Raw genomic sequence first — 17,043 nt, 5'->3', positions numbered from 1 at the left:
CGCTGGGGCTCCGAGCTCAGCGCCGACGGCGCCCGATCGCCCAGACGACGACCGCGGTTACCCCGGCCACGGCCGCAGCGGCGGCCGGGGCGTAGCGCCGCAGCCCCGACGGTTCCCGGATGGGCTCGACAACTCCCGGCCGTGGACCGGGTCTCGGCTCCGGTGCGGGCTCGGGCGGCGTCGTCGGGATCGGGAGGTCGGTCGCGGGCTCTTCCGTCGCGTCGTCCTCGGGGTCCGCTGCCGGCTCCGGTACGACCGCCTCGTCCGGTCCGGCGCCGGTCGCGGCCGCCGGCGTCAGCGGCACGGTCGCGAAGTCGGCGTCGTCACCGCGCGGATCGACCGCCGGCCCCTCCTCCTGCTCTTCGGGCTCGGCGCTATCGGCCGCCGGTTCGTCGTCCTCGACCGGCTCCGCCACCTCCGGCGGGACCGCCTCAGACGGTGACTCCGGCGCGCCGGACAGGTCGGGACCGGTCTCCGTGGTCGCCGACACCGGCCCGCGGGCGTTGAGCTGGTCGGCCACGCCGTGCACGAACCGGTCCAGGATCCGGTCGACCGCCTCGGAGATCAGCGCCTGTCCGAACTGGGCGGGCCGGCCGGTCAGGGTCAGGTCGGTCTCGGTCAGGATCTCGGTGCCGCCGCCGTCCAGCCCGGTGAACCGCCCGGTCAACACCGCGGTGGCACTGCCCTGGCCGCGGCGATCCCGGCCCCGGGCCTCGATGATCAGTTGCCGGTCGGGCTGGTTACGCTCGACCACCCGGCCGGAGCCGTTGTAGAGCAGCAGACTCGGCCCGAACTTGATCTTGATCGAGCCGGTGAAATCGTCGCCGCGGACGCTGTCCAGCGTCGCGCCGGGGAAGTGCGGCGCGACCCGCTTGAGCTGGTTGAATGCCGCCCACACGTCCTCGACCCGAGCTGGGACGGTGAATCGGTGGCTGAGCTGCATCCCGACATTGTCTCCTGGGTAGCTTCGGCTCGCACCTTTACGGTGCGCGGACCGGTCCGTCGAGGTCGTGGTGACCGCCCTCGTCAGACCGCCTTTTCTGTGGATCCGCATCCGCCGGATCCGGGTCGTCCTGGTCGGCGTCGTCCGGCCGAAGCTGCGCCAGGACCGCGTCATGCAGCCGGCCGTTGGTCGCATACGCCCCCGCACCGTTCGGCCCGGGCCGACCGTCCAGGTCGGTGAACTTTCCGCCCGCCTCGGTGACCACGATCGAGCAGGCGGCCATGTCGTGCAGCGCCAGCTCCGGCTCGCAGGCGATGTCGACCGCGCCCTCGGCCAGCAGCATGTAGGACCAGAAGTCACCGTACGCGCGGGTCCGCCAGCAGCTCCGGAGCAGATCGACGAACTCCTGACCCTGGCCCTGCTCGACCCAGCCGCCGATCGAGGAGTAGCTGAGCGAGGCGTCCTCGATCCGGGCCACATCGGAGACGTGACACGGGCTGGCCGACATCAGCGACCGCCCGGTGTAGGCACCGGAGCCGAGGGAGGCCCACCAGCGGCGGGCGAGGGAGGGGGCGCTGACCACGCCGACCATCACCTCGCCCTCGATCATCAGGGAGATCAGGCTGCCCCAGACCGGCACGCCGCGGACGAAGTTCTTGGTCCCGTCGATCGGGTCGATCACCCAGCGCCGCGGCCCCCAGCCGGTGTCGTCCAGCTCCTCGCCGTGCACGGCGTCCCGCGGCCGGGCCCGGGACAGGGTCCGCCGGATGACCTCTTCCACCTCGGTGTCGGCGTCGGTCACCGGGGTCAGATCCGGCTTGGTCATCACGTGCAGGTCGAGCGCCTTGAACCGGTTCATGGTGATCGAATCGGCGTCGTCGGCCAGCAGGTGTGCCAACCGCAGATCGTCGGTCAGACTCTGCTGGGTGGGGATGCTCGCCGCCATGAGGCATACCGTACTAGTGACGTCCCGTGGAGCCGGTCAAGCCACGACGGCGCGCTGATGCGGCTTCGATCACCCTTCGATGGTGATCATCCGGCGGAACGACTCGAGCCGCCGGGCCGACAGCCGGTCCTCGGCGACGGCCTCGTCCAGGGCGCATTCCGGGTCGGCCGCGGTGTGCCGGCAGCCGCGGGGGCAGTCCCGGGCCAGCTCGGCCAGATCGCCGAAGGCGGCGATGATGCGGTCGGGGGTGACGTGGCTGAGCCCGAACGAGCGGACGCCGGGTGTGTCGATCACCCAGCCGGCCGACTCCGGCAGTTGCAGCGCGATGGCCGAGGTCGAGGTGTGCCGGCCCCGGCCGGTGACCTCGTTGACCTGGCCGATCGCCCGGTCGGTGCCGGGGATCAGCCGGTTGACCAGGGTCGACTTGCCGACGCCGGAGTGGCCGACGAAGACGCTCACCCGGTCGGTCAGCGCCGCCCGCAGCGGCTCCAGGTCGCTGTCCGGGCCGAGGGCGATGCTCCGGACCCCCAGCGGTTCGTACGCGGCGAGCAGCTCGTCGGCCGACGCGAGATCGGCCTTGGTGAGGCAGAGCAGCGGCTCCAGGCCGGCCTCGAACCCGGCGACCATGATCCGGTCGATCATCCCGGTCCGCGGCGGCGGATCGGCCAGGGCGGTGATGATGGCGAGTTGGTCGGCATTGGCGACGATCGGCCGTTCGTACGGATCGTCGTCGTCGGCCGTGCGGCGCAGCACCGTCGTGCGCTCGAGCACCTCGACGATCCGGCCGAGGGTGCCCTCGTCGCCCGAGGTGTCACCGACGACCCGGACCCGATCGCCGACGATCGCGCTCTTGCGGCCCAGCTGGCGGGCCTTGATCGCGGTCGTTTCATGATCATCGATCAGCACCCGGTAGCGGCCCCGGTCGATGGTGATGATCATGCCGATCTCGGCCTCGGAGTAGTCCGGCCGGTCCTTGGTCCGTGGCCTGGTGCGACGACGGGGCCGGTCGAACCCGGCATGATCATCGTCACGCAGACCACGGGTCGTCATGCGGTCGTCGGCCCCTCTGCCGTGGGACGAGGCTCGATGGAATCCTCGCTCTGGTCGGCCGAGTCGTCGATCATGGTCTGCCAGAGCCGCGCGAACTCGGGCATCGTCTTGGACGTGCAGTCGATGTCGTCCAGCTGCACGTCGTTGACGACGAGGCCGAGCAGCGCCCCGGCGTGGGCCATCCGGTGATCGGCGTAGCAGCCCCACAATCCGCCGCCGAGCAGCCGCGGATGGATCTTCAGCCCGTCGTCGGTCTGGTCCACATTGGCGCCGAGGGCGTTCAGTTCGGATTCCAGGGCGGCCAGCCGGTCGGTCTCGTGGCCGCGAATGTGGGCCACCCCGCGGAGGTGGCTGGTGCCGTCGGCCAGCGCCGCGATCGCGGCGATCACCGGGGTCAGCTCGCTGCACTCACGCAGATCGAGATCGACGGCGGCCAGGTGGTCGGTGCCGATCACGGTCAGGCCGGAGTCGTTGAGCCCGACCGCGGCGCCGAACCGGGCCAGGATGTCGCGAAGTTGATCACCGGGCTGATTCGTCCGGTCGGGCCAGTTCGGCACGGTGACGGCGCCGCCGGTGATCGCCGCCGCGGCCAGGAACGGCGCCGCGTTGGAGAGGTCGGGCTCGATGTCGACGTCGAGCGGTGCGATCGGGCCGGGGGAGACGACCCAGCGGGCCGGCTCGCTGTCGTCGATCTTGACGCCGCGATCTCGCAGCATCGCCACGGTCATGTCGATGTGCGGCTGTGACGGCACGTCCTTGCCGTCGTGACGAAGATCAAGTCCCTGCGCGAACCGGGCCCCGGCGAGCAGCAGCGCGGAGACGAACTGGCTCGAGGCGGAGGAGTCGATGGTGATCACGCCGCCGGGCAGGTCGGGCCGCCCGGTCAGGCTGAACGGCAGCGTCGTCGCCTCGGCCGGCAATCCGGCGCCGCAGTCCCGGAGGGCGTTCAGCAACACGTCCATCGGCCGCCGGTAGGCCTGCTCGTCGGCGTCGAAGGAGACCTCGCCCGGAGCGAGCGCGGCGACCGGCGGCACGAACCTCATCACCGTTCCGGCCAGGCCGCAGTCGATGGTGCCGCCGGCGGTGAAGGTGGCCGGCGGCTCGACCAGCCACTCGTGGTCGGACTCGGTGATCTTGACCCCGAGGGTGCGCAGGGCATCCCGCATCAGCCGGGTGTCGCGCGCTTCGAGCCCGTACCGGATCGTCGACGGGCCGCTGGCCAGGGCGGCCAGGATCAGCGCGCGGTTGGTCTCGGACTTGGAGCCCGGCACCGAAACCGTCGCCCGGATCGGGGCCGGGGCGAGCGGGGCGGGCCAGGGCGTGGTGGCGGTCACGGTCACGGCGCGAGCTTACGCGGTGTGGCCGGCGGGCCCGCCACCCGCGGTGATCAGTTCTCGCCCAGATGGATGTTCTCGGTCGCCTTGTTGATCTTCTTGGCGACGTCGCTCTTCTTCACGTCCTTGATCACCTGCTGGGCCTGCTTGGCCACGTCGTCGCGCGCCTTCTCCGCACCCTTGGACAGGTTGTCGGCGCCCCGCCGGAGGTTCTTCCTCGCCTCCTTGGCCAGCTGCTCGGCCCGCTTCTGCGTCTCGACCGCCCGCTTCTCGGCCACCTTGCGCGCCTCGGCGGCCTGCTTCTCGGCGTTGGCCTGGGCCTTCTTCAACTCCTTCACGGCCCGCTTCCGGTTCCGCCGGGACCCGGCGACGACCGTGCTGGCCAGCAGGGCCCCGCCGGCCAGTGCCTCCTCGGCCAGCTCGCGGCCGTCCTTGACCGCCTTCCGGCCGGTCTTCTTGGTGTCCCGTGCCAACGCTTCGCTGCCGCGCCGGGCCCGCCAGGCCAGGCTCGGCTTGCCCTCTGTGTCGCCGGCGGCCAGCAGAACGCCGCCGAGCAGGCTGGCGTTCTTCAGGAAGTGCGCCTTGTCGACGGCCTCTTCCTCGGGGTCCTCCCGGGTCCAGAACGGATGCTTCGCGATCGTGCTCGGCACCAGCGACGCCGCCAGCAGCAGCGCGCCGAACCGGCGGCCCTTGCCGGTCGCCAGGGCGAACCCGCCGACCAGCTGCAGCGCACCGTTGATCCTGATCAAGGTCGCCGCGTCCTCGGGGATGTACTTGGCGACGGTGTCCGGCGCGTAGTCCTTGACCAGCGGCACCACCCGGTCGGCGATGGGCTGGGCGGCCGGAACGAGCGAGTCCGGATCCTTGACGGCCTTGACCCCGGAGACGACGAAGTACGAGGCGAGCAGGGTGCGGGCGGCTGCGCGAAGCAATGTCATGACCCATTCCTACCGTGCGGCCGATGCACCGCCAAGCGGCGGGGTCGGAGAGTCGGGCCCGGTGTGCGATTCACCCGCGCGCGTAGCGCAGGGAGACGTAGGCGTTGATCCCAGAGAAGCGGCTGTGCCGGACCGGCTTGCGTACGTACTCGACGTAGCCCAGCCGTTCGTAGACGCTGAGCGCGGCGGCGTTGGTGTCGGCGACCTCGGCCAGCACGAAGCTGTCGTACTGCGGCAGGTCGTGCAGCCAGGTCAGCAGCGCGGTCGCCACCCCCTGGCCGCGGTGCCGGGCCGACGTCGCGACGAACTCGATCGATCCCTGCCGGGGCTGGGGATCGGCGATCGACTGGCTGAACTGGCTGGCGAAGACCAGATGGGCGAAGCTGCCCCGGATCAGCCCGAGGTGCTTGCGCATCGTCGCCGCGTCGGACTCCACGCAGCGTTGTACGCCATCCGTGCAGGCGGCGATCCCGGCCGGGTCACCGTCCAGCCGGGCGACATAGAACAGGTCGAGCACAAAGGTGTGCGCGAACGCGGCGACCAGCCGCTGCGGGTCCTTGGCGAAGGCGGTGAAGTGCTCGCCGAAGCCGTCGATGAAGATCTCGCTGACGATCCGTGGGGCGTCCGGGCCGAGCTCGCGGGCCGGAACGATGTCGATCATGGGTGCTCCTTGAGCAGGGTCACGGTGAACAGTTCGGGGCTGGGCACGGCGAATCGGTCGCCGCGGGTGAGCTTCATCAGGGCCAGTCCGCCGAGCGAGGCGAAGAAGACGTCCGCCAGCGTCGCCGCCGGCCCGTCCCGGAACGTGCCCTCGCGCTGGCCCCGTTCGACCAGGCGTACGGTCTCGGCGAACAGGGTTTCGTGGCGCTCGAGCAGGTGGCCGATCCGGGCGTCGTCGCCGCCCTTGAGCACGGCCTGCTGGAGCAGCAGATAGAACTCCAGCGAGGTCCCGCCGGCAGCGATGTCGGCCAGATATTCGCGGGCGAAGGCGAGCAGCAGTTCGCGGGCCGGCGCCTCGGCGCGGAACAGGGCGGTGACCGCCTCCAGCCCGTCGGCCGCCTGGTCGACGATGGCACCGAAGAGGTCGTCCTTGGTCCGGTAGTGCCGATACATCAGCCCGGTGCTGATCCCGGCCTCGCCGGCGATGTCCTGGACGCTGGTCGCGGCGAACCCCCTGCGGGTGAACAGCGTGATCGCCGCCGCCTGGATCCGGTCCCGCGTCGCGACCCGGATCGCCTCGTTCTGCTCCGCACTCCGCGGCATCCCCGTAGCTCCGTCCTTCTCGGCAATCAATGAATGAATCTCCATTCATCCTAACCCATCCCAAGCCGACTTGTCAGAACTGAGTTGTGCCAGGGGGCAACTCAGTTCTGACAAGTCGGCTTGGGGGCGGGTGTCGGGGGTGGCGGGTAGCGTGCGGGGTATGTGTGGGCGGTATGCGACCTCGCGGAGTTCGGACGATCTCGCGGCCGAGTTCGAGGTGGACGAGATCTTCGACGGGCTGCCCGGGGCGGATTACAACGTCGCGCCGACGGTCGAGGTCCCGGCGGTGTTCGAACGGGTCAACAAGGAGACCGGCGAGGCGAGCCGGCGGCTGGCGCCGCTGGTCTGGGGCCTCGTCCCGTCCTGGGCCAAGGCGGCCAACGGGGGCGCGAAGTTGATCAACGCGCGGGTGGAGAGCGTGGCGGAGAAGCCGTCGTTCCGGCGCGCGTTCAGCGCCCGGCGCTGCCTGCTGCCGGCCGACGGCTTCTACGAGTGGTATCTGCCGGAGGCGGCCCGAGAGGCGGCGGGCCGGCCGCTGAAGACGCTGGGCCAGGCGAAGAAGCAGCCGTTCTTCATCCATCGCAGCGACGGCGGGGTGCTGGCGATGGCCGGGATCTACGAGATCTGGCGCGACCCGACCAAGGATCGCGGCGACGATTCGGCCTGGCTGCGCACCTGCACGGTGATCACCACCCAGGCCACCGACGCGGTCGGCCAGATCCATGATCGGATGCCGATGGTGATCGGCGCCGAGGCGTACGACGCGTGGCTGGATCCGGCCCAGACCGACTCCGCGGCGGCGCTGGAGTTGCTGTCGGTGACCGATCCGGCCGAGTTGGAGGCATACCCGGTGTCGACGAACGTCAACAAGGTGCAGAACAATGACCCGTCACTGGTCGAGCCGCTCTCCGACGACGAGGAGCAGGACCGGCTGATCTGACCGCCCGTCGTCCCGCGTCCTGCCTCCGGAGAGCCGCCATGATCATCGACACCCCGACCCCCGAGGGCCCGGGCCGGCTCTTCGTCGCCCCGGCCGAGCAGCCGAGCGCGCTGCTGATGCTGGGCCACGGCGCCGGCGGCGGCGTCGACGCGATGGACCTGAAGCTGCTGTCCGGCTTCCTGCCGGCCGAGGGGATCGCGGTGGCCCGGTTCGAGCAGCCGTGGCGGACCACCGGTCGGCAGGTCGCCGTCCCGCCGCCGCGGCTCGACGTCGGCTGGCTGGCCGCGGTGGAACGGCTGTGGGCCGAGCCGGCCTACGCCGACCTCCCGCTCTATGTCGGCGGCCGCAGCGCCGGGGCCCGGGTGGCCTGCCGGACGGCGACGGCGGTGGGTGCGCGCGGCGTGGTCTGTCTCGCCTTCCCGCTGCACCTGCCCGGCCGGCCGGAGAAGTCGCGGGCGCCGGAACTGCTGCAACCCGAGGTGCCGCGGCTGGTGCTGCAGGGCAGCAAGGACACGTTCGGCAGTGCCGAGGAGGTCCGGCTGGCCGCGGCCGAGGACGCCGGCGTGCAGGTGGTCGAGTTGCCCGGCGTCGATCACGGCTATCGGGTGCCGAAGGCGGCGGCGTGGACCGCGGCCGACCTGCGGGCGGAGCTGAAGCGCCGGGTGCTGGAGTTCGTACGACCGTAGGGCCCGGCGCCGGCCAACGGTGTGGGAATAACTCGCCGACCGCGGTGTTCTCGATGAAGTACGCCGCGAGTCGGAGGAGTGAATGGCAGCCGTGTTGTTGGAACGTGAACGCCCGTCAGTACGCTCGTACCTGATGACCATCCCGACCAGCCCCGCTACCGCGGACCAGGTGACCGAGACGCCCGGCGAGGAATCGCCGGAGCAGCGGCATGCCCGGTTCGAGGCGGATGCGATGGGCTTCATCGACCAGCTCTACGCGGCCGCGTTGCGGATGACCCGGAACCCGGCCGATGCGGAGGACGTGGTCCAGGAGACCTACGCCAAGGCGTACGCCTCGTTCAACCAGTTCACGCCCGGCACGAATCTGAAGGCCTGGCTGTACCGGATCCTCACCAACACCTATATCAACAGTTATCGCCGGCGGCAGCGACAGCCGCAGATCGCCGGCGGCGAGACGATCGAGGACTGGCAACTCGCCCGGGCCGCGGAGCACAGCTCCGACGGCTTGAAGTCGGCGGAGATGGTGGCGCTGGAGCACCTGCCGGATTCCGACGTCAAGGAGGCGCTGCAGAAGCTGGCGCCCGACTTCCGGTTGGCCGTCTATCTGGCCGACGTCGAAGGCTTTTCGTACAAGGAGATCGCCGAGATCATGGAGACGCCGATCGGGACCGTGATGTCGCGGCTCAACCGCGGACGGAACCAGTTGCGCCGCCACCTCGCCGACTATGCCGTCGAGCGTGGACTGATCCGGCAGGAGGCGAGCAAGGCATGACCTCGGAGAGCACCACCGCGAACGAGGCGGGGGATCACGACTGCCAGCAGGTGCTGGCGCGGGTGTATGAGTTTCTCGATCATGAGCTGGACGATGCGTCGGGCGACGCGATCCGGTCGCACCTGGCGGCCTGCGAGCCGTGCCTGGACCGGTTCGACGTCGAGCAGGCGATGAAGTCGTTGGTGTCGCGGTGCTGCGGCAACGACAAGGCGCCGGACCAGCTGCGCGACAAGGTGCTGCGCCGGATCTCCGAGTTGTCAGATTCCTGACCCGGAGTCGACCGGCTCAACAATCTGACAACTCGGGGTTCGATCAGGCGTTGGGGCGCTTGCCGTGGTTGGCGCCCTTCTTGCGCCGAGCGCGACGCTTGCGGCCGGTCTTGCCCATCTCTAGCCTCCTTAGCTGTGTAGCCCTATCCCGGAATCACAATTCGTCGCCGGGCATAAGGGGACATATTCTGCCATGACCGATCCGCTGGTCGGTCCGAGGAGGTGGACAGGTGAGAGCACGCCAGGCCGACGTGGCCCGCGAGGCCGGGGTGTCGCCGCGCACCGTCTCGAACGTGATCAACGGCTATCCGCACATCCGGCCGGAGACGGTCGCCCGGGTGCAGGCCGCGATCGAGAAGCTGAACTACATCCCGAATCGTGCCGCGCGCAATCTGCGGACCGGCAAGATCGGGATCATCGGGCTGGCCGTCCCCGAGCTCAACCTGCCCTACTTCGCCGACCTGGCGACCAAGATCACGACCGCGGCCGAGGCGCGCGGCTTCACGATCCTGATCGACATCACCGAGGGCAAGGCCGAACGGGAGCGACTGATCGCCGGTGGACTGCGGCCGCACGCGATCGACGGCCTGATCCTTTCCCCGTTGCGGCTGCGGGCCCGGGAGGTCGAGGAGGCCTCGGACGGGACGCCGCTGGTGTTGCTCGGCGAATGGAGCGAACCGAGCGGCAATCATGCCTACGTCGGCATCGACAACATCGCCGCGGCCGGGGTGGCGACCCAACACCTGATCGAGCTCGGCCGGCAGCGGATCGCCGCGATCGGCACCGTACTCGGCCGCGAGGGCGGCACCGCTTCCCAACGCTACGAGGGATATCGGCAGGCCATGACGGCTGCCGGGTTGCCGGTGCGGCAGGAGTCAGTGCGTAAGTTCGACCGGATCCAGGGCGCGCTGGCGATGGAACGACTGCTCGAGGACGAGTCACCGCCGGATGCCGTGTTCTGCTTCAACGACCTGGTCGCGGTCGGCGCACTGGCCGTGCTGCGACAGCACGGGCTCACGGTGCCTGACGACGTCGCCTTGATCGGCTGGGACGACATCCCGGAGGTCGCGTACAGCTGGCCGCCGATCAGCAGCATCCGGGTCGACGCCGACCAGATCGCCGCCAATTCGGTGGAGTTGATCATCGACCAGCTCGCCGGGATCCGGCCGGACGAGTTGCACCGTACGGTCGGCTATTCGCTGATCGCCCGGGAGAGCACCGTCGGCGCGAAGGCTGCCGCCGAAGCCTGACCACCCCAACCCGCCGACCCGTCACATCCGCGGCCGTTCTGACGGCGTGTCGCAGCGGATGTGACGGGTCGGCGGTTCTTGGGTGGGGGTTCCCGGGGGTCGGGAGGGTCGCTATGCTCTTGCCTGCCACGTGGCAGACGCGTGGCAGGACTCGGAGGAGTGACGGCAATGGCTGGCCTCGATCGCCGCAGGTTCCTGGGGGTCGCCGGTCTCGGCGGCGCCGCGACGATGATCGCCGGGTGCTCCTCGGGGCCGACCGCGCAGGCTCCACCGTCGGGCAAGCTCGTCTGGTGGGACCAGTTCCTGCCCACCCAGGAAGTCGAGAAGAAGCTCTTCGCCGAGTTCGCGGCCGGGGCGGGCGGGCTGCCGGTCGATTATTCGGTGTACGACCCGGCCAAGATGGGCCAGGCGTTGCAGCTGGCCAAGCAGAGCAATCAGCTGCCGGACGTGTTCACGCTGGCCGGCGTCGGCGTGCCGACCTCGGCGCTGATGGAGCAGGGCTGGTTCGCGCCGATCGAGGTCGACGAGAAGGTCAAGGCCAAGCTCCCGCCGGGGACGCTGCTGGAGGGTGTGACGGTCTTCGACGGCGAGGTGTACGGGCTGCCGCTGTTCGGCTGGCGGGCCAACGACACCCTCAACTGGTTCAACCAGGAGCTGTTCACCAAGGCCGGGCTCGACCCGGCCAAACCGCCGGTCGGCTACGACGAGGTCCGGGCCGCGGCCCGCGCGATCAAGCAGGCCGGGGCCGCCGGTTGGATCGCGCCGCTGCAGTTCCCGGACCGGATCGGCGCCCAGATCCACCAGCTGGCCGAGGCCGCGGGTTCGCCGAGCGTGGGCGGCGTCGATCTGATCACCGGTGAGTACGTCGTCGGCAACGAGTACTACCTGAATGCGATCGAATGGTGGGTCGCGATGCAGGCCGACGGGGTGCTGTTCCCCGGGTCCGGCTCGTTGAACGCCCGGACGGCCCGAGCCCGTTGGGCGGCCGGGGCGGCCGGAATGTTCTTCGACGGCGCGTACTGCATCGGCGTGGTGGTGCAGGACTTCGAGCAGTTCGCTGACAAGGTCGGGGTCGGATCGATCCCGCTGCCGGAGCCGGGCGGGCAGGCGGCGATCAATCACGTGGTCCGCGGCAGCACCCTGTGGCTCTCGGCCGGATCGCAGCACAAGGCCGAGGCGTCGGCACTGTTGTCGATCATGGTCGGCGAGCAGGCGCAGCAACAGATGCTCTCCGGGATGAATCTGCCGGCGCTCTATTCCGGCATCGTCGACGACGCCGAGGTGCACCCCACCTTCAAACAGGCGGTCAACTTCTGCGATCAGACCGACTTCCTCGCTCCCGACCCGGTGGTGGCCAATCCCGACGTGGCCAAGGTGCAGGCGGCGATGAAGACGATCGAGCCCGGCCTCGGCGAGATCGTCGCCGGCGTCCTGTCCGGCGACGTGCCCGACGCCGCGGCCGCGCTGATCAAGCTCCGGGACGCCCAGACCGCGGAACGGGAGCGGGCGATCAAGCAGGCCGCAGGCAAGGGCGGCACGGCGACCGCCGACGACTGGAAGTTCCCGGACTGGCAACGCGGCCAGGACTACACCACCAAGCCTGGGAAGTGATCATGGGCACCCCCGACGAACGTCCCGACATCGTGATCATCCTCGCCGATGATCTTGGTTACTCCGACATCGGCAGCTACGGCTCGGAGATCGCGACCCCGCACCTGGACGCGCTGGCGGCGAGCGGGGTCCGGATGTCGCAATTCTACAACACGGCCCGCTGCTCGCCGTCCCGCGCCTCGCTGCTGACCGGGCTGCATCCGCACCAGACCGGCATCGGCGTGCTGACCCGCGACGACGGCCCCGGCGGCTACCGCGGCACCCTGTCCACCGACTGCGCGACGATGGCCGAGGTGCTCGGCGCCGCGGGCTATGCGACGGCGATGGCGGGGAAGTGGCACCTGACCGGGCAGCTGAAGGCGCCGGACGACACCTGGCCGACGCGGCGCGGCTTCCAGCGTCATTACGGGATCATCGCCGGCGGATCCAGCTACTACCAGCCGGTGACGCTGACCGAGGACGAGCAGCCGGTCGAGGTCGACGAGGACTACTACCTGACCACGGCCCTCGGCGATCGCGCCGCCGGCTTCATCCGTGATCATGCGGCTGAACGGCCGGAGCAACCACTGTTCCTCTATCTGGCGGTGACCGCGCCGCACTGGCCGCTGCACGCGCCCGAGGACGTGGTCGAGCCGTACGTCGAGCGCTACCGGGCCGGCTGGGACCGGTTGCGGGAGGAGCGACGCGCCCGCCAGGTCGCCTCGGGCCTGATCGACGACGACTGGCCGCTGACCGAGCGCGATCCCGACGTCCCCGCCTGGGACGGCACCGCCGATCAGGAGTGGCAGGCCCGGCGGATGGCCGTCTACGCCGCCCAGGTCGAGCTGCTCGACGACGCGATCGGCCGGGTGGTCGAAGCCCAGGCGGCCGCCGGCCGGCTGGACAACACCATGATCATCTTCCTGTCCGACAACGGCGGCTGCGCCGAGGAGATGGTGCCCGGCTACATCGACGAGCTGCCCCGGCCGCCGCTGCACTCGCCGGCCGTGACCCGATCGGGCGATCGGGTGCGCTGTGGCAACGGGCCCGAGATCATCCCCGGCGGGCCGGACACATACACCTCCTACGGCAAGCCGTGGGCCAACCTGTCCAACACCCCGTTCCGGGAATACAAGCACTGGGTGCACGAGGGCGGCATCGCCACTCCCTTGATCGCGCACTGGCCGAGCGGGCTGCCGGCCGGGGTCACCGTGCACGCTCCGTACCAGCTGCCGGATCTGATGGCGACCGTGCTGGAGATCACCGGCGCCGACTATCCGACCGAGCGCGGCCCCTATCCGGTGCCGCCGGCGGAGGGCTCCTCGATGCTGGCGGCCTGGCGCGGCGCCGACGCCGACAACGAAGATGATCATGAGCTCTACTGGGAGCACGAGGGCAACGGTGCGATCCGGCGCGGCCGGTGGAAGCTGGTCCGCAAACACGCCCGGCCCTGGGAGTTGTACGACCTCGCCGCCGACCGGTCCGAGCTCGTCGACCGCGCCGCGGACCACCCGGCGCTGGTGGAAGAGCTGGCGGTGAGCTACCAGAAGTGGGCCGATCGCTGCGGTGTCCAGCCGCGGGAGCAGGTGCTGGCCACGCACGGCGAACGAGGCGCCGGGCCGTTCCTGATCGTGGACGGCTTCAAGTCCGCCCACCCGGCGGAGCCGAGCCGATGACGGCGGTCCCGACCGACGCGATCGGCACCCCGCCCGGCGGCGGGGCGCGCCGGCGCCGGGTCCGGCGGACCGAGCTGATGGTCTACCTCTTCCTGTTGCCGACGATCGTGCTGTACGGCCTGTTCACCGTCTATCCGGTGATCGGCAGCTACTGGTATTCCTTCCTCGACTGGAACGGCTTCGACGCGGTCAAGACCTTCGTCGGCCTGGCCAACTACGCCGAGATCCTGGCCGATCCGATGTTCTGGAACTCGTTTCGGATCACCGTGACCTTCACCGTGCTGGCGGTGCCGATCAAGGTCTTCCTGGCGCTGCTGTTGGCGATCTTGCTCAATTCGCCGCGGATGCCGTGGTCGGGCTTCTTCCGGACGGCGTTCTTCCTGCCGGTGGTCACGACCACCGCGATCGTCGGGGTGGTGATGCAGTTCGTCTTCGATCCGGCGTCCGGCCCGGTCAATCTCGGGTTGATGCAGTTCGGCCTGCTGGACCAGGGGATCAACTTCCTCGGCGATTCCAAGACCGCGCTGCCGACGGTGGTCGGTGTCTTCGTCTGGAAGTGGTTCGGCACCACGTTGATCTACTGGCTGGCGGCGCTGCAGACGATCCCGCGGGATCTGTACGAGGCGGCGGCGATCGACAAGGCCGGCCCGGTCCGGATGTTCACCTCGATCACGCTGCCGCTGCTGAAGCCGTTCACGATCATCATCACTCTGCTGACGCTGGAGTCGACGCTGCAGGTGTTCGACCTGATGTTGACGATGACCGGCGGTGGTCCGTTCTATGCCACCCAGGTGATGGAGATCTACATCTACGAGGCGGCGTTCGCCTCGACCACGCCACGGCTCGGGATGGCTTCGGCGGCCGCCGTGCTGTTCGGCCTGTTCATCTGCGCGGTCGGTTTGTTCCAGCTGCTGGGGATCCGGGCCGCCCGGGCCTCGATGGGCTCGGAGCGGAAGGGGGAGGCGAAGTGACGGCCACGGTGACCGCGCCGCGGCGGGAGCGGACGGAGCTCCCGACCCAGCGACCAAGATCACGCAGCGGCAAGCTGCTGCGCCGGCTGCCGTACTGGTTCGCCGCCCTGGTGCTGATCGGGCTGGTGGCGATCTGGATCTATCCCTTCCTGTGGATGGTTTCGGCCGCGCTGAAGAGCCCGTTGGAGGTGTTCTCGTCCGGGATGAACCTGATCCCGGAGACGCCGATCTGGGAGAACTTCAAGCGGGCCTGGGTGGACGCGCGGTTCTCGCAGTATCTGCTGAACACGGTGATCGTCACGGCCGCGACGGTGCTGCTGGTGTTGATCAGGTGCTCGATGACCGGCTACGTGCTCGCCCGCTACTCGTTCTACGGCCGCAAGATCATCCTGGGCATCCTGGTGGCGACCCTGTTCGTGCCGGCCGGCTACACGATCATCCCGGTGATCGACCTGGCCACCAGGCTGGGCATGCTGAACTCGCTCTGGGGCATGATCATCGCGATGTCCGGCGGCGCCCACGTCGCCTCGATCCTGTTGTACATGGGCTATTTCCGGCAGCTGCCGAAGGAGCTGGAAGAGGCCGCGATCATCGACGGCGCCGGGTTCTTCCGGACCTTCTTCCAGGTGATGCTGCCGCTGGCCATGCCGGTCACCGCGACGGTCACGCTGATGACGTTCCTGTCCACCTGGAACGCGTTCTTCCTGCCGCTGGTGTTCACCTTCTCCCGGCCGGACCTGCGCACCCTGAGCGTCGGCATGCTCGCCTTCATCGGTGAGAACTCGACCGACTGGTCCGGAATGGCCGCGGCGGCGACGATCTCGCTGCTGCCGGTCGTGTTGTTGTTCATCCTGTTGCAGCGCTACTTCGTCGAGGGAATCGCGGGAGCCGTCAAGTCATGAGCCAAGATCATCCGAACATCCTGTTTCTGTGCACCGATCAACAGCGCTTCAACGCCCTGGGAGCGTCGGGCAACCCGGAGATCCACACGCCGAACCTTGATCGACTGGCCGCCCAGGGCGCGCGGTTCAGCCAGTGCTACGTGCAGAGCCCGGTCTGCGCCCCGTCGCGGGCGTCGCTGATGACCGGCCGGTACGTGCACAATCACGGGCTCTGGGCCAACGGGGTGACGCTGCCCGACGACGCGACCGTGATCACCGAGCCGTTGGCCGCGGCCGGCTACGACTGCGGCCTGGTCGGGAAATACCACCTGACCGCCTGCATGAAGGGCCGGACCGAGTACGCGCCGAAGGGGATGCGGGTGTTCCGCTGGGCCCACGATCCGTACGTCGGGTCGTCGGAGAACGCGTACCACCGCTGGCTCAAGGCCCACCATCCGGAGCTGTACGCGCAGGCCCGGACCAAGGGATCGGGCGTGACCTTCGACTCGATGCCGACCGAGGCGCACTACAGCCACTGGGTGGCCGAGGAGACGATCGACTACCTCAGCTCCAGTCGCCGCGATGATCAACCGTTCTTCTTCATCGCCAACTTCTTCGATCCGCATCACGGGTTCGGCGCGCCGTCGGAGTACGTCGACCGCTACGACCCGGAGCAACTGAGCCGGCCGGTCGGCAGCCCGGAGGAGTTGGCGACCAAGCCCGACATCTTCACCGAGGCGTCGAAGGAGTCCTACGGCGGGCACGCGCGAGGCTTCGCCGATTACTCGGCCGAGGAACTGCAACAGGTCAAGGCGACCTACTACGCGATGGTGACGCTGATCGACGACGAGGTGGGCCGGATCCTCGACGTGCTGGAGCAGCAGGGCCTGGCCGACGACACGATCGTGATCTTCACCTCCGATCACGGCGAGATGCTCGGTGATCATCAGCTGATGCTCAAGGGCCCGATGATGTACGACTGTGCCGTCCGGGTGCCGCTGCTGCTGCGCTATCCGGGCCGGATCGAGCCGGGCACGGTGATCGACGACCTGGTGCAGTGGATCGATCTGTCGGCGACGATCATCGATGCGGCCGGTGCCGAGCCGCCGGCCAGGGCCCAGGGCAGCAGCCTGCTGCCGCGCGCCACCGGACAGACCGAGACCCCGGCCCGGGACTGGGCCATCTGTGAATACCGCAACTCCGGGCACCCGTACGACCCGGCCGTGCACACCACCATGGTGCGCCACGGCCGGCACAAGCTCGTCGTCCATCACGGCGGCCCGGCGACCGAGCGGAAGCGGCAGGGCGAGTTGTACGACCTCGAGTCCGACCCGGACGAGTTGATCAACCTCTACGACGACCCGGCCCACGCCTCGACCCGATTGGCCCTGGCCGAGCTGCTGCTCGACATCGGCGTCGCCACCGAGGACCGCAGCCAACCACGAGACGACTTCTGGTGAGTGTTCGTTCCCTGAGCCTGTCGAAGGGCAAGCAAGATCGGGCCCGCCCTTCGACAAGCTCAGGGAACGAACAC

18 protein-coding genes are annotated in these 17,043 nt (G+C 69.5%); 10 read left to right on the top strand and 8 right to left on the bottom strand.

Features of this window, described 5'->3' with window-relative positions; translation table 11 throughout:
* Window positions 1-16: 16 nt before the first annotated feature.
* From FNH24_RS02675 to FNH24_RS02645, 7 genes are all read right to left on the bottom strand, one after another.
* On the bottom strand, window positions 17-943 hold the full coding sequence (locus FNH24_RS02675; protein ID WP_161605957.1) for an SRPBCC family protein: 927 nt from the start codon (window positions 941-943) through the stop codon (window positions 17-19).
* Between the two features lie 37 nt (window positions 944-980).
* Window positions 981-1,889 carry an inositol monophosphatase family protein gene (locus FNH24_RS02670; RefSeq protein ID WP_152360603.1) on the bottom strand — a complete coding sequence of 303 codons (909 nt, stop codon included), beginning with the start codon at window positions 1,887-1,889 and terminating at the stop codon, window positions 981-983.
* A 69-nt stretch (window positions 1,890-1,958) separates the two neighbouring features.
* A complete protein-coding gene (gene rsgA, locus FNH24_RS02665) occupies window positions 1,959-2,939 on the bottom strand; it encodes a ribosome small subunit-dependent GTPase A (RefSeq protein ID WP_152360602.1) in 981 nt (326 codons plus the stop codon).
* Window positions 2,936-4,273 (bottom strand): 3-phosphoshikimate 1-carboxyvinyltransferase, encoded by a 1,338-nt coding sequence (gene aroA, locus FNH24_RS02660; RefSeq protein WP_152360757.1) that lies wholly within the window; start codon window positions 4,271-4,273, stop codon window positions 2,936-2,938. Before aroA ends, rsgA begins: the two co-directional genes overlap by 4 nt.
* Window positions 4,274-4,326: 53 nt before the next feature.
* The gene (locus tag FNH24_RS02655) at window positions 4,327-5,211 is read right to left on the bottom strand and encodes a DoxX family protein (RefSeq protein WP_152360601.1); all 885 of its coding nucleotides are present in this window, start codon (window positions 5,209-5,211) and stop codon (window positions 4,327-4,329) included.
* 70 nt (window positions 5,212-5,281) lie between these two features.
* Window positions 5,282-5,872, bottom strand: a complete 591-nt coding sequence (locus FNH24_RS02650; protein WP_152360600.1) for a GNAT family N-acetyltransferase — start codon at window positions 5,870-5,872, stop codon at window positions 5,282-5,284.
* A complete protein-coding gene (locus tag FNH24_RS02645) occupies window positions 5,869-6,474 on the bottom strand; it encodes a TetR/AcrR family transcriptional regulator (RefSeq protein WP_161605956.1) in 606 nt (201 codons plus the stop codon). Before FNH24_RS02645 ends, FNH24_RS02650 begins: the two co-directional genes overlap by 4 nt.
* 160 nt (window positions 6,475-6,634) lie before the next feature.
* On the opposite strand from FNH24_RS02645, the gene FNH24_RS02640 reads away from it, so the two are divergent.
* The 4 genes from FNH24_RS02640 (at window position 6,635) to rsrA (ending at window position 9,141) form a co-directional block, all read left to right on the top strand.
* On the top strand, window positions 6,635-7,414 hold the full coding sequence (locus FNH24_RS02640) for an SOS response-associated peptidase (RefSeq protein ID WP_152360598.1): 780 nt from the start codon (window positions 6,635-6,637) through the stop codon (window positions 7,412-7,414).
* 38 nt (window positions 7,415-7,452) lie between these two features.
* Window positions 7,453-8,100, top strand: a complete 648-nt coding sequence (locus FNH24_RS02635) for an alpha/beta hydrolase family protein (RefSeq protein WP_152360597.1) — start codon at window positions 7,453-7,455, stop codon at window positions 8,098-8,100.
* Window positions 8,101-8,233: 133 nt separating this feature from the next.
* Window positions 8,234-8,872 (top strand): sigma-70 family RNA polymerase sigma factor, encoded by a 639-nt coding sequence (locus FNH24_RS02630; RefSeq protein ID WP_246186725.1) that lies wholly within the window; start codon window positions 8,234-8,236, stop codon window positions 8,870-8,872.
* Window positions 8,869-9,141: a mycothiol system anti-sigma-R factor gene (gene rsrA, locus FNH24_RS02625; protein WP_152360595.1), complete on the top strand. Its 273-nt coding sequence runs from the start codon at window positions 8,869-8,871 to the stop codon at window positions 9,139-9,141. The genes FNH24_RS02630 and rsrA overlap by 4 nt, the downstream gene beginning before the upstream one ends.
* Window positions 9,142-9,184: 43 nt before the next feature.
* Here rsrA and FNH24_RS32605 read toward each other — a convergent pair whose 3' ends face one another.
* A complete protein-coding gene (locus FNH24_RS32605) occupies window positions 9,185-9,259 on the bottom strand; it encodes a 50S ribosomal protein bL37 (RefSeq protein WP_369797015.1) in 75 nt (24 codons plus the stop codon).
* A gap of 112 nt (window positions 9,260-9,371) precedes the next feature.
* On the opposite strand from FNH24_RS32605, the gene FNH24_RS02620 reads away from it, so the two are divergent.
* The 6 genes from FNH24_RS02620 (at window position 9,372) to FNH24_RS02595 (ending at window position 16,969) form a co-directional block, all read left to right on the top strand.
* Window positions 9,372-10,391: a LacI family DNA-binding transcriptional regulator gene (locus FNH24_RS02620; RefSeq protein WP_152360594.1), complete on the top strand. Its 1,020-nt coding sequence runs from the start codon at window positions 9,372-9,374 to the stop codon at window positions 10,389-10,391.
* A gap of 168 nt (window positions 10,392-10,559) precedes the next feature.
* The gene (locus tag FNH24_RS02615) at window positions 10,560-12,002 is read left to right on the top strand and encodes an ABC transporter substrate-binding protein (RefSeq protein ID WP_152360593.1); all 1,443 of its coding nucleotides are present in this window, start codon (window positions 10,560-10,562) and stop codon (window positions 12,000-12,002) included.
* A 2-nt stretch (window positions 12,003-12,004) separates the two neighbouring features.
* Window positions 12,005-13,657 (top strand): arylsulfatase, encoded by a 1,653-nt coding sequence (locus FNH24_RS02610; protein WP_152360592.1) that lies wholly within the window; start codon window positions 12,005-12,007, stop codon window positions 13,655-13,657.
* Window positions 13,654-14,628, top strand: a complete 975-nt coding sequence (locus FNH24_RS02605) for a carbohydrate ABC transporter permease (protein WP_152360591.1) — start codon at window positions 13,654-13,656, stop codon at window positions 14,626-14,628. Before FNH24_RS02610 ends, FNH24_RS02605 begins: the two co-directional genes overlap by 4 nt.
* Window positions 14,625-15,530 carry a carbohydrate ABC transporter permease gene (locus FNH24_RS02600; protein WP_246186724.1) on the top strand — a complete coding sequence of 302 codons (906 nt, stop codon included), beginning with the start codon at window positions 14,625-14,627 and terminating at the stop codon, window positions 15,528-15,530. The genes FNH24_RS02605 and FNH24_RS02600 overlap by 4 nt, the downstream gene beginning before the upstream one ends.
* Window positions 15,527-16,969: a sulfatase-like hydrolase/transferase gene (locus FNH24_RS02595; protein ID WP_152360590.1), complete on the top strand. Its 1,443-nt coding sequence runs from the start codon at window positions 15,527-15,529 to the stop codon at window positions 16,967-16,969. Before FNH24_RS02600 ends, FNH24_RS02595 begins: the two co-directional genes overlap by 4 nt.
* The last annotated feature ends 74 nt before the right edge of the window (window positions 16,970-17,043 follow it).

Origin of the sequence: Microlunatus speluncae, assembly GCF_009299835.1 — a bacterium.
Classification (GTDB): domain Bacteria; phylum Actinomycetota; class Actinomycetes; order Propionibacteriales; family Propionibacteriaceae; genus Microlunatus; species Microlunatus speluncae.
The sequence above is the reverse complement of the archived record's forward strand: the minus strand, read 5'-3'. Positions and strand labels throughout refer to the sequence as shown.

Bases quoted from the DNA above. Each gene is read 5' to 3' on its own strand.
- FNH24_RS02675 (WP_161605957.1), bottom strand. From the start codon at position 943: ATGCAGCTCAGCCACCGATTCACCGTCCCAGCTCGGGTCGAGGACGTG.
- FNH24_RS02670 (WP_152360603.1), bottom strand. From the start codon at position 1,889: ATGGCGGCGAGCATCCCCACCCAGCAGAGTCTGACCGACGATCTGCGG.
- rsgA (WP_152360602.1), bottom strand. From the start codon at position 2,939: ATGACGACCCGTGGTCTGCGTGACGATGATCATGCCGGGTTCGACCGG.
- FNH24_RS02655 (WP_152360601.1), bottom strand. From the start codon at position 5,211: ATGACATTGCTTCGCGCAGCCGCCCGCACCCTGCTCGCCTCGTACTTC.
- FNH24_RS02650 (WP_152360600.1), bottom strand. From the start codon at position 5,872: ATGATCGACATCGTTCCGGCCCGCGAGCTCGGCCCGGACGCCCCACGG.
- FNH24_RS02645 (WP_161605956.1), bottom strand. From the start codon at position 6,474: ATGCCGCGGAGTGCGGAGCAGAACGAGGCGATCCGGGTCGCGACGCGG.
- FNH24_RS02640 (WP_152360598.1), top strand. From the start codon at position 6,635: ATGTGTGGGCGGTATGCGACCTCGCGGAGTTCGGACGATCTCGCGGCC.
- FNH24_RS02635 (WP_152360597.1), top strand. From the start codon at position 7,453: ATGATCATCGACACCCCGACCCCCGAGGGCCCGGGCCGGCTCTTCGTC.
- FNH24_RS02630 (WP_246186725.1), top strand. From the start codon at position 8,234: ATGACCATCCCGACCAGCCCCGCTACCGCGGACCAGGTGACCGAGACG.
- rsrA (WP_152360595.1), top strand. From the start codon at position 8,869: ATGACCTCGGAGAGCACCACCGCGAACGAGGCGGGGGATCACGACTGC.
- FNH24_RS02615 (WP_152360593.1), top strand. From the start codon at position 10,560: ATGGCTGGCCTCGATCGCCGCAGGTTCCTGGGGGTCGCCGGTCTCGGC.
- FNH24_RS02610 (WP_152360592.1), top strand. From the start codon at position 12,005: ATGGGCACCCCCGACGAACGTCCCGACATCGTGATCATCCTCGCCGAT.
- FNH24_RS02605 (WP_152360591.1), top strand. From the start codon at position 13,654: ATGACGGCGGTCCCGACCGACGCGATCGGCACCCCGCCCGGCGGCGGG.
- FNH24_RS02595 (WP_152360590.1), top strand. From the start codon at position 15,527: ATGAGCCAAGATCATCCGAACATCCTGTTTCTGTGCACCGATCAACAG.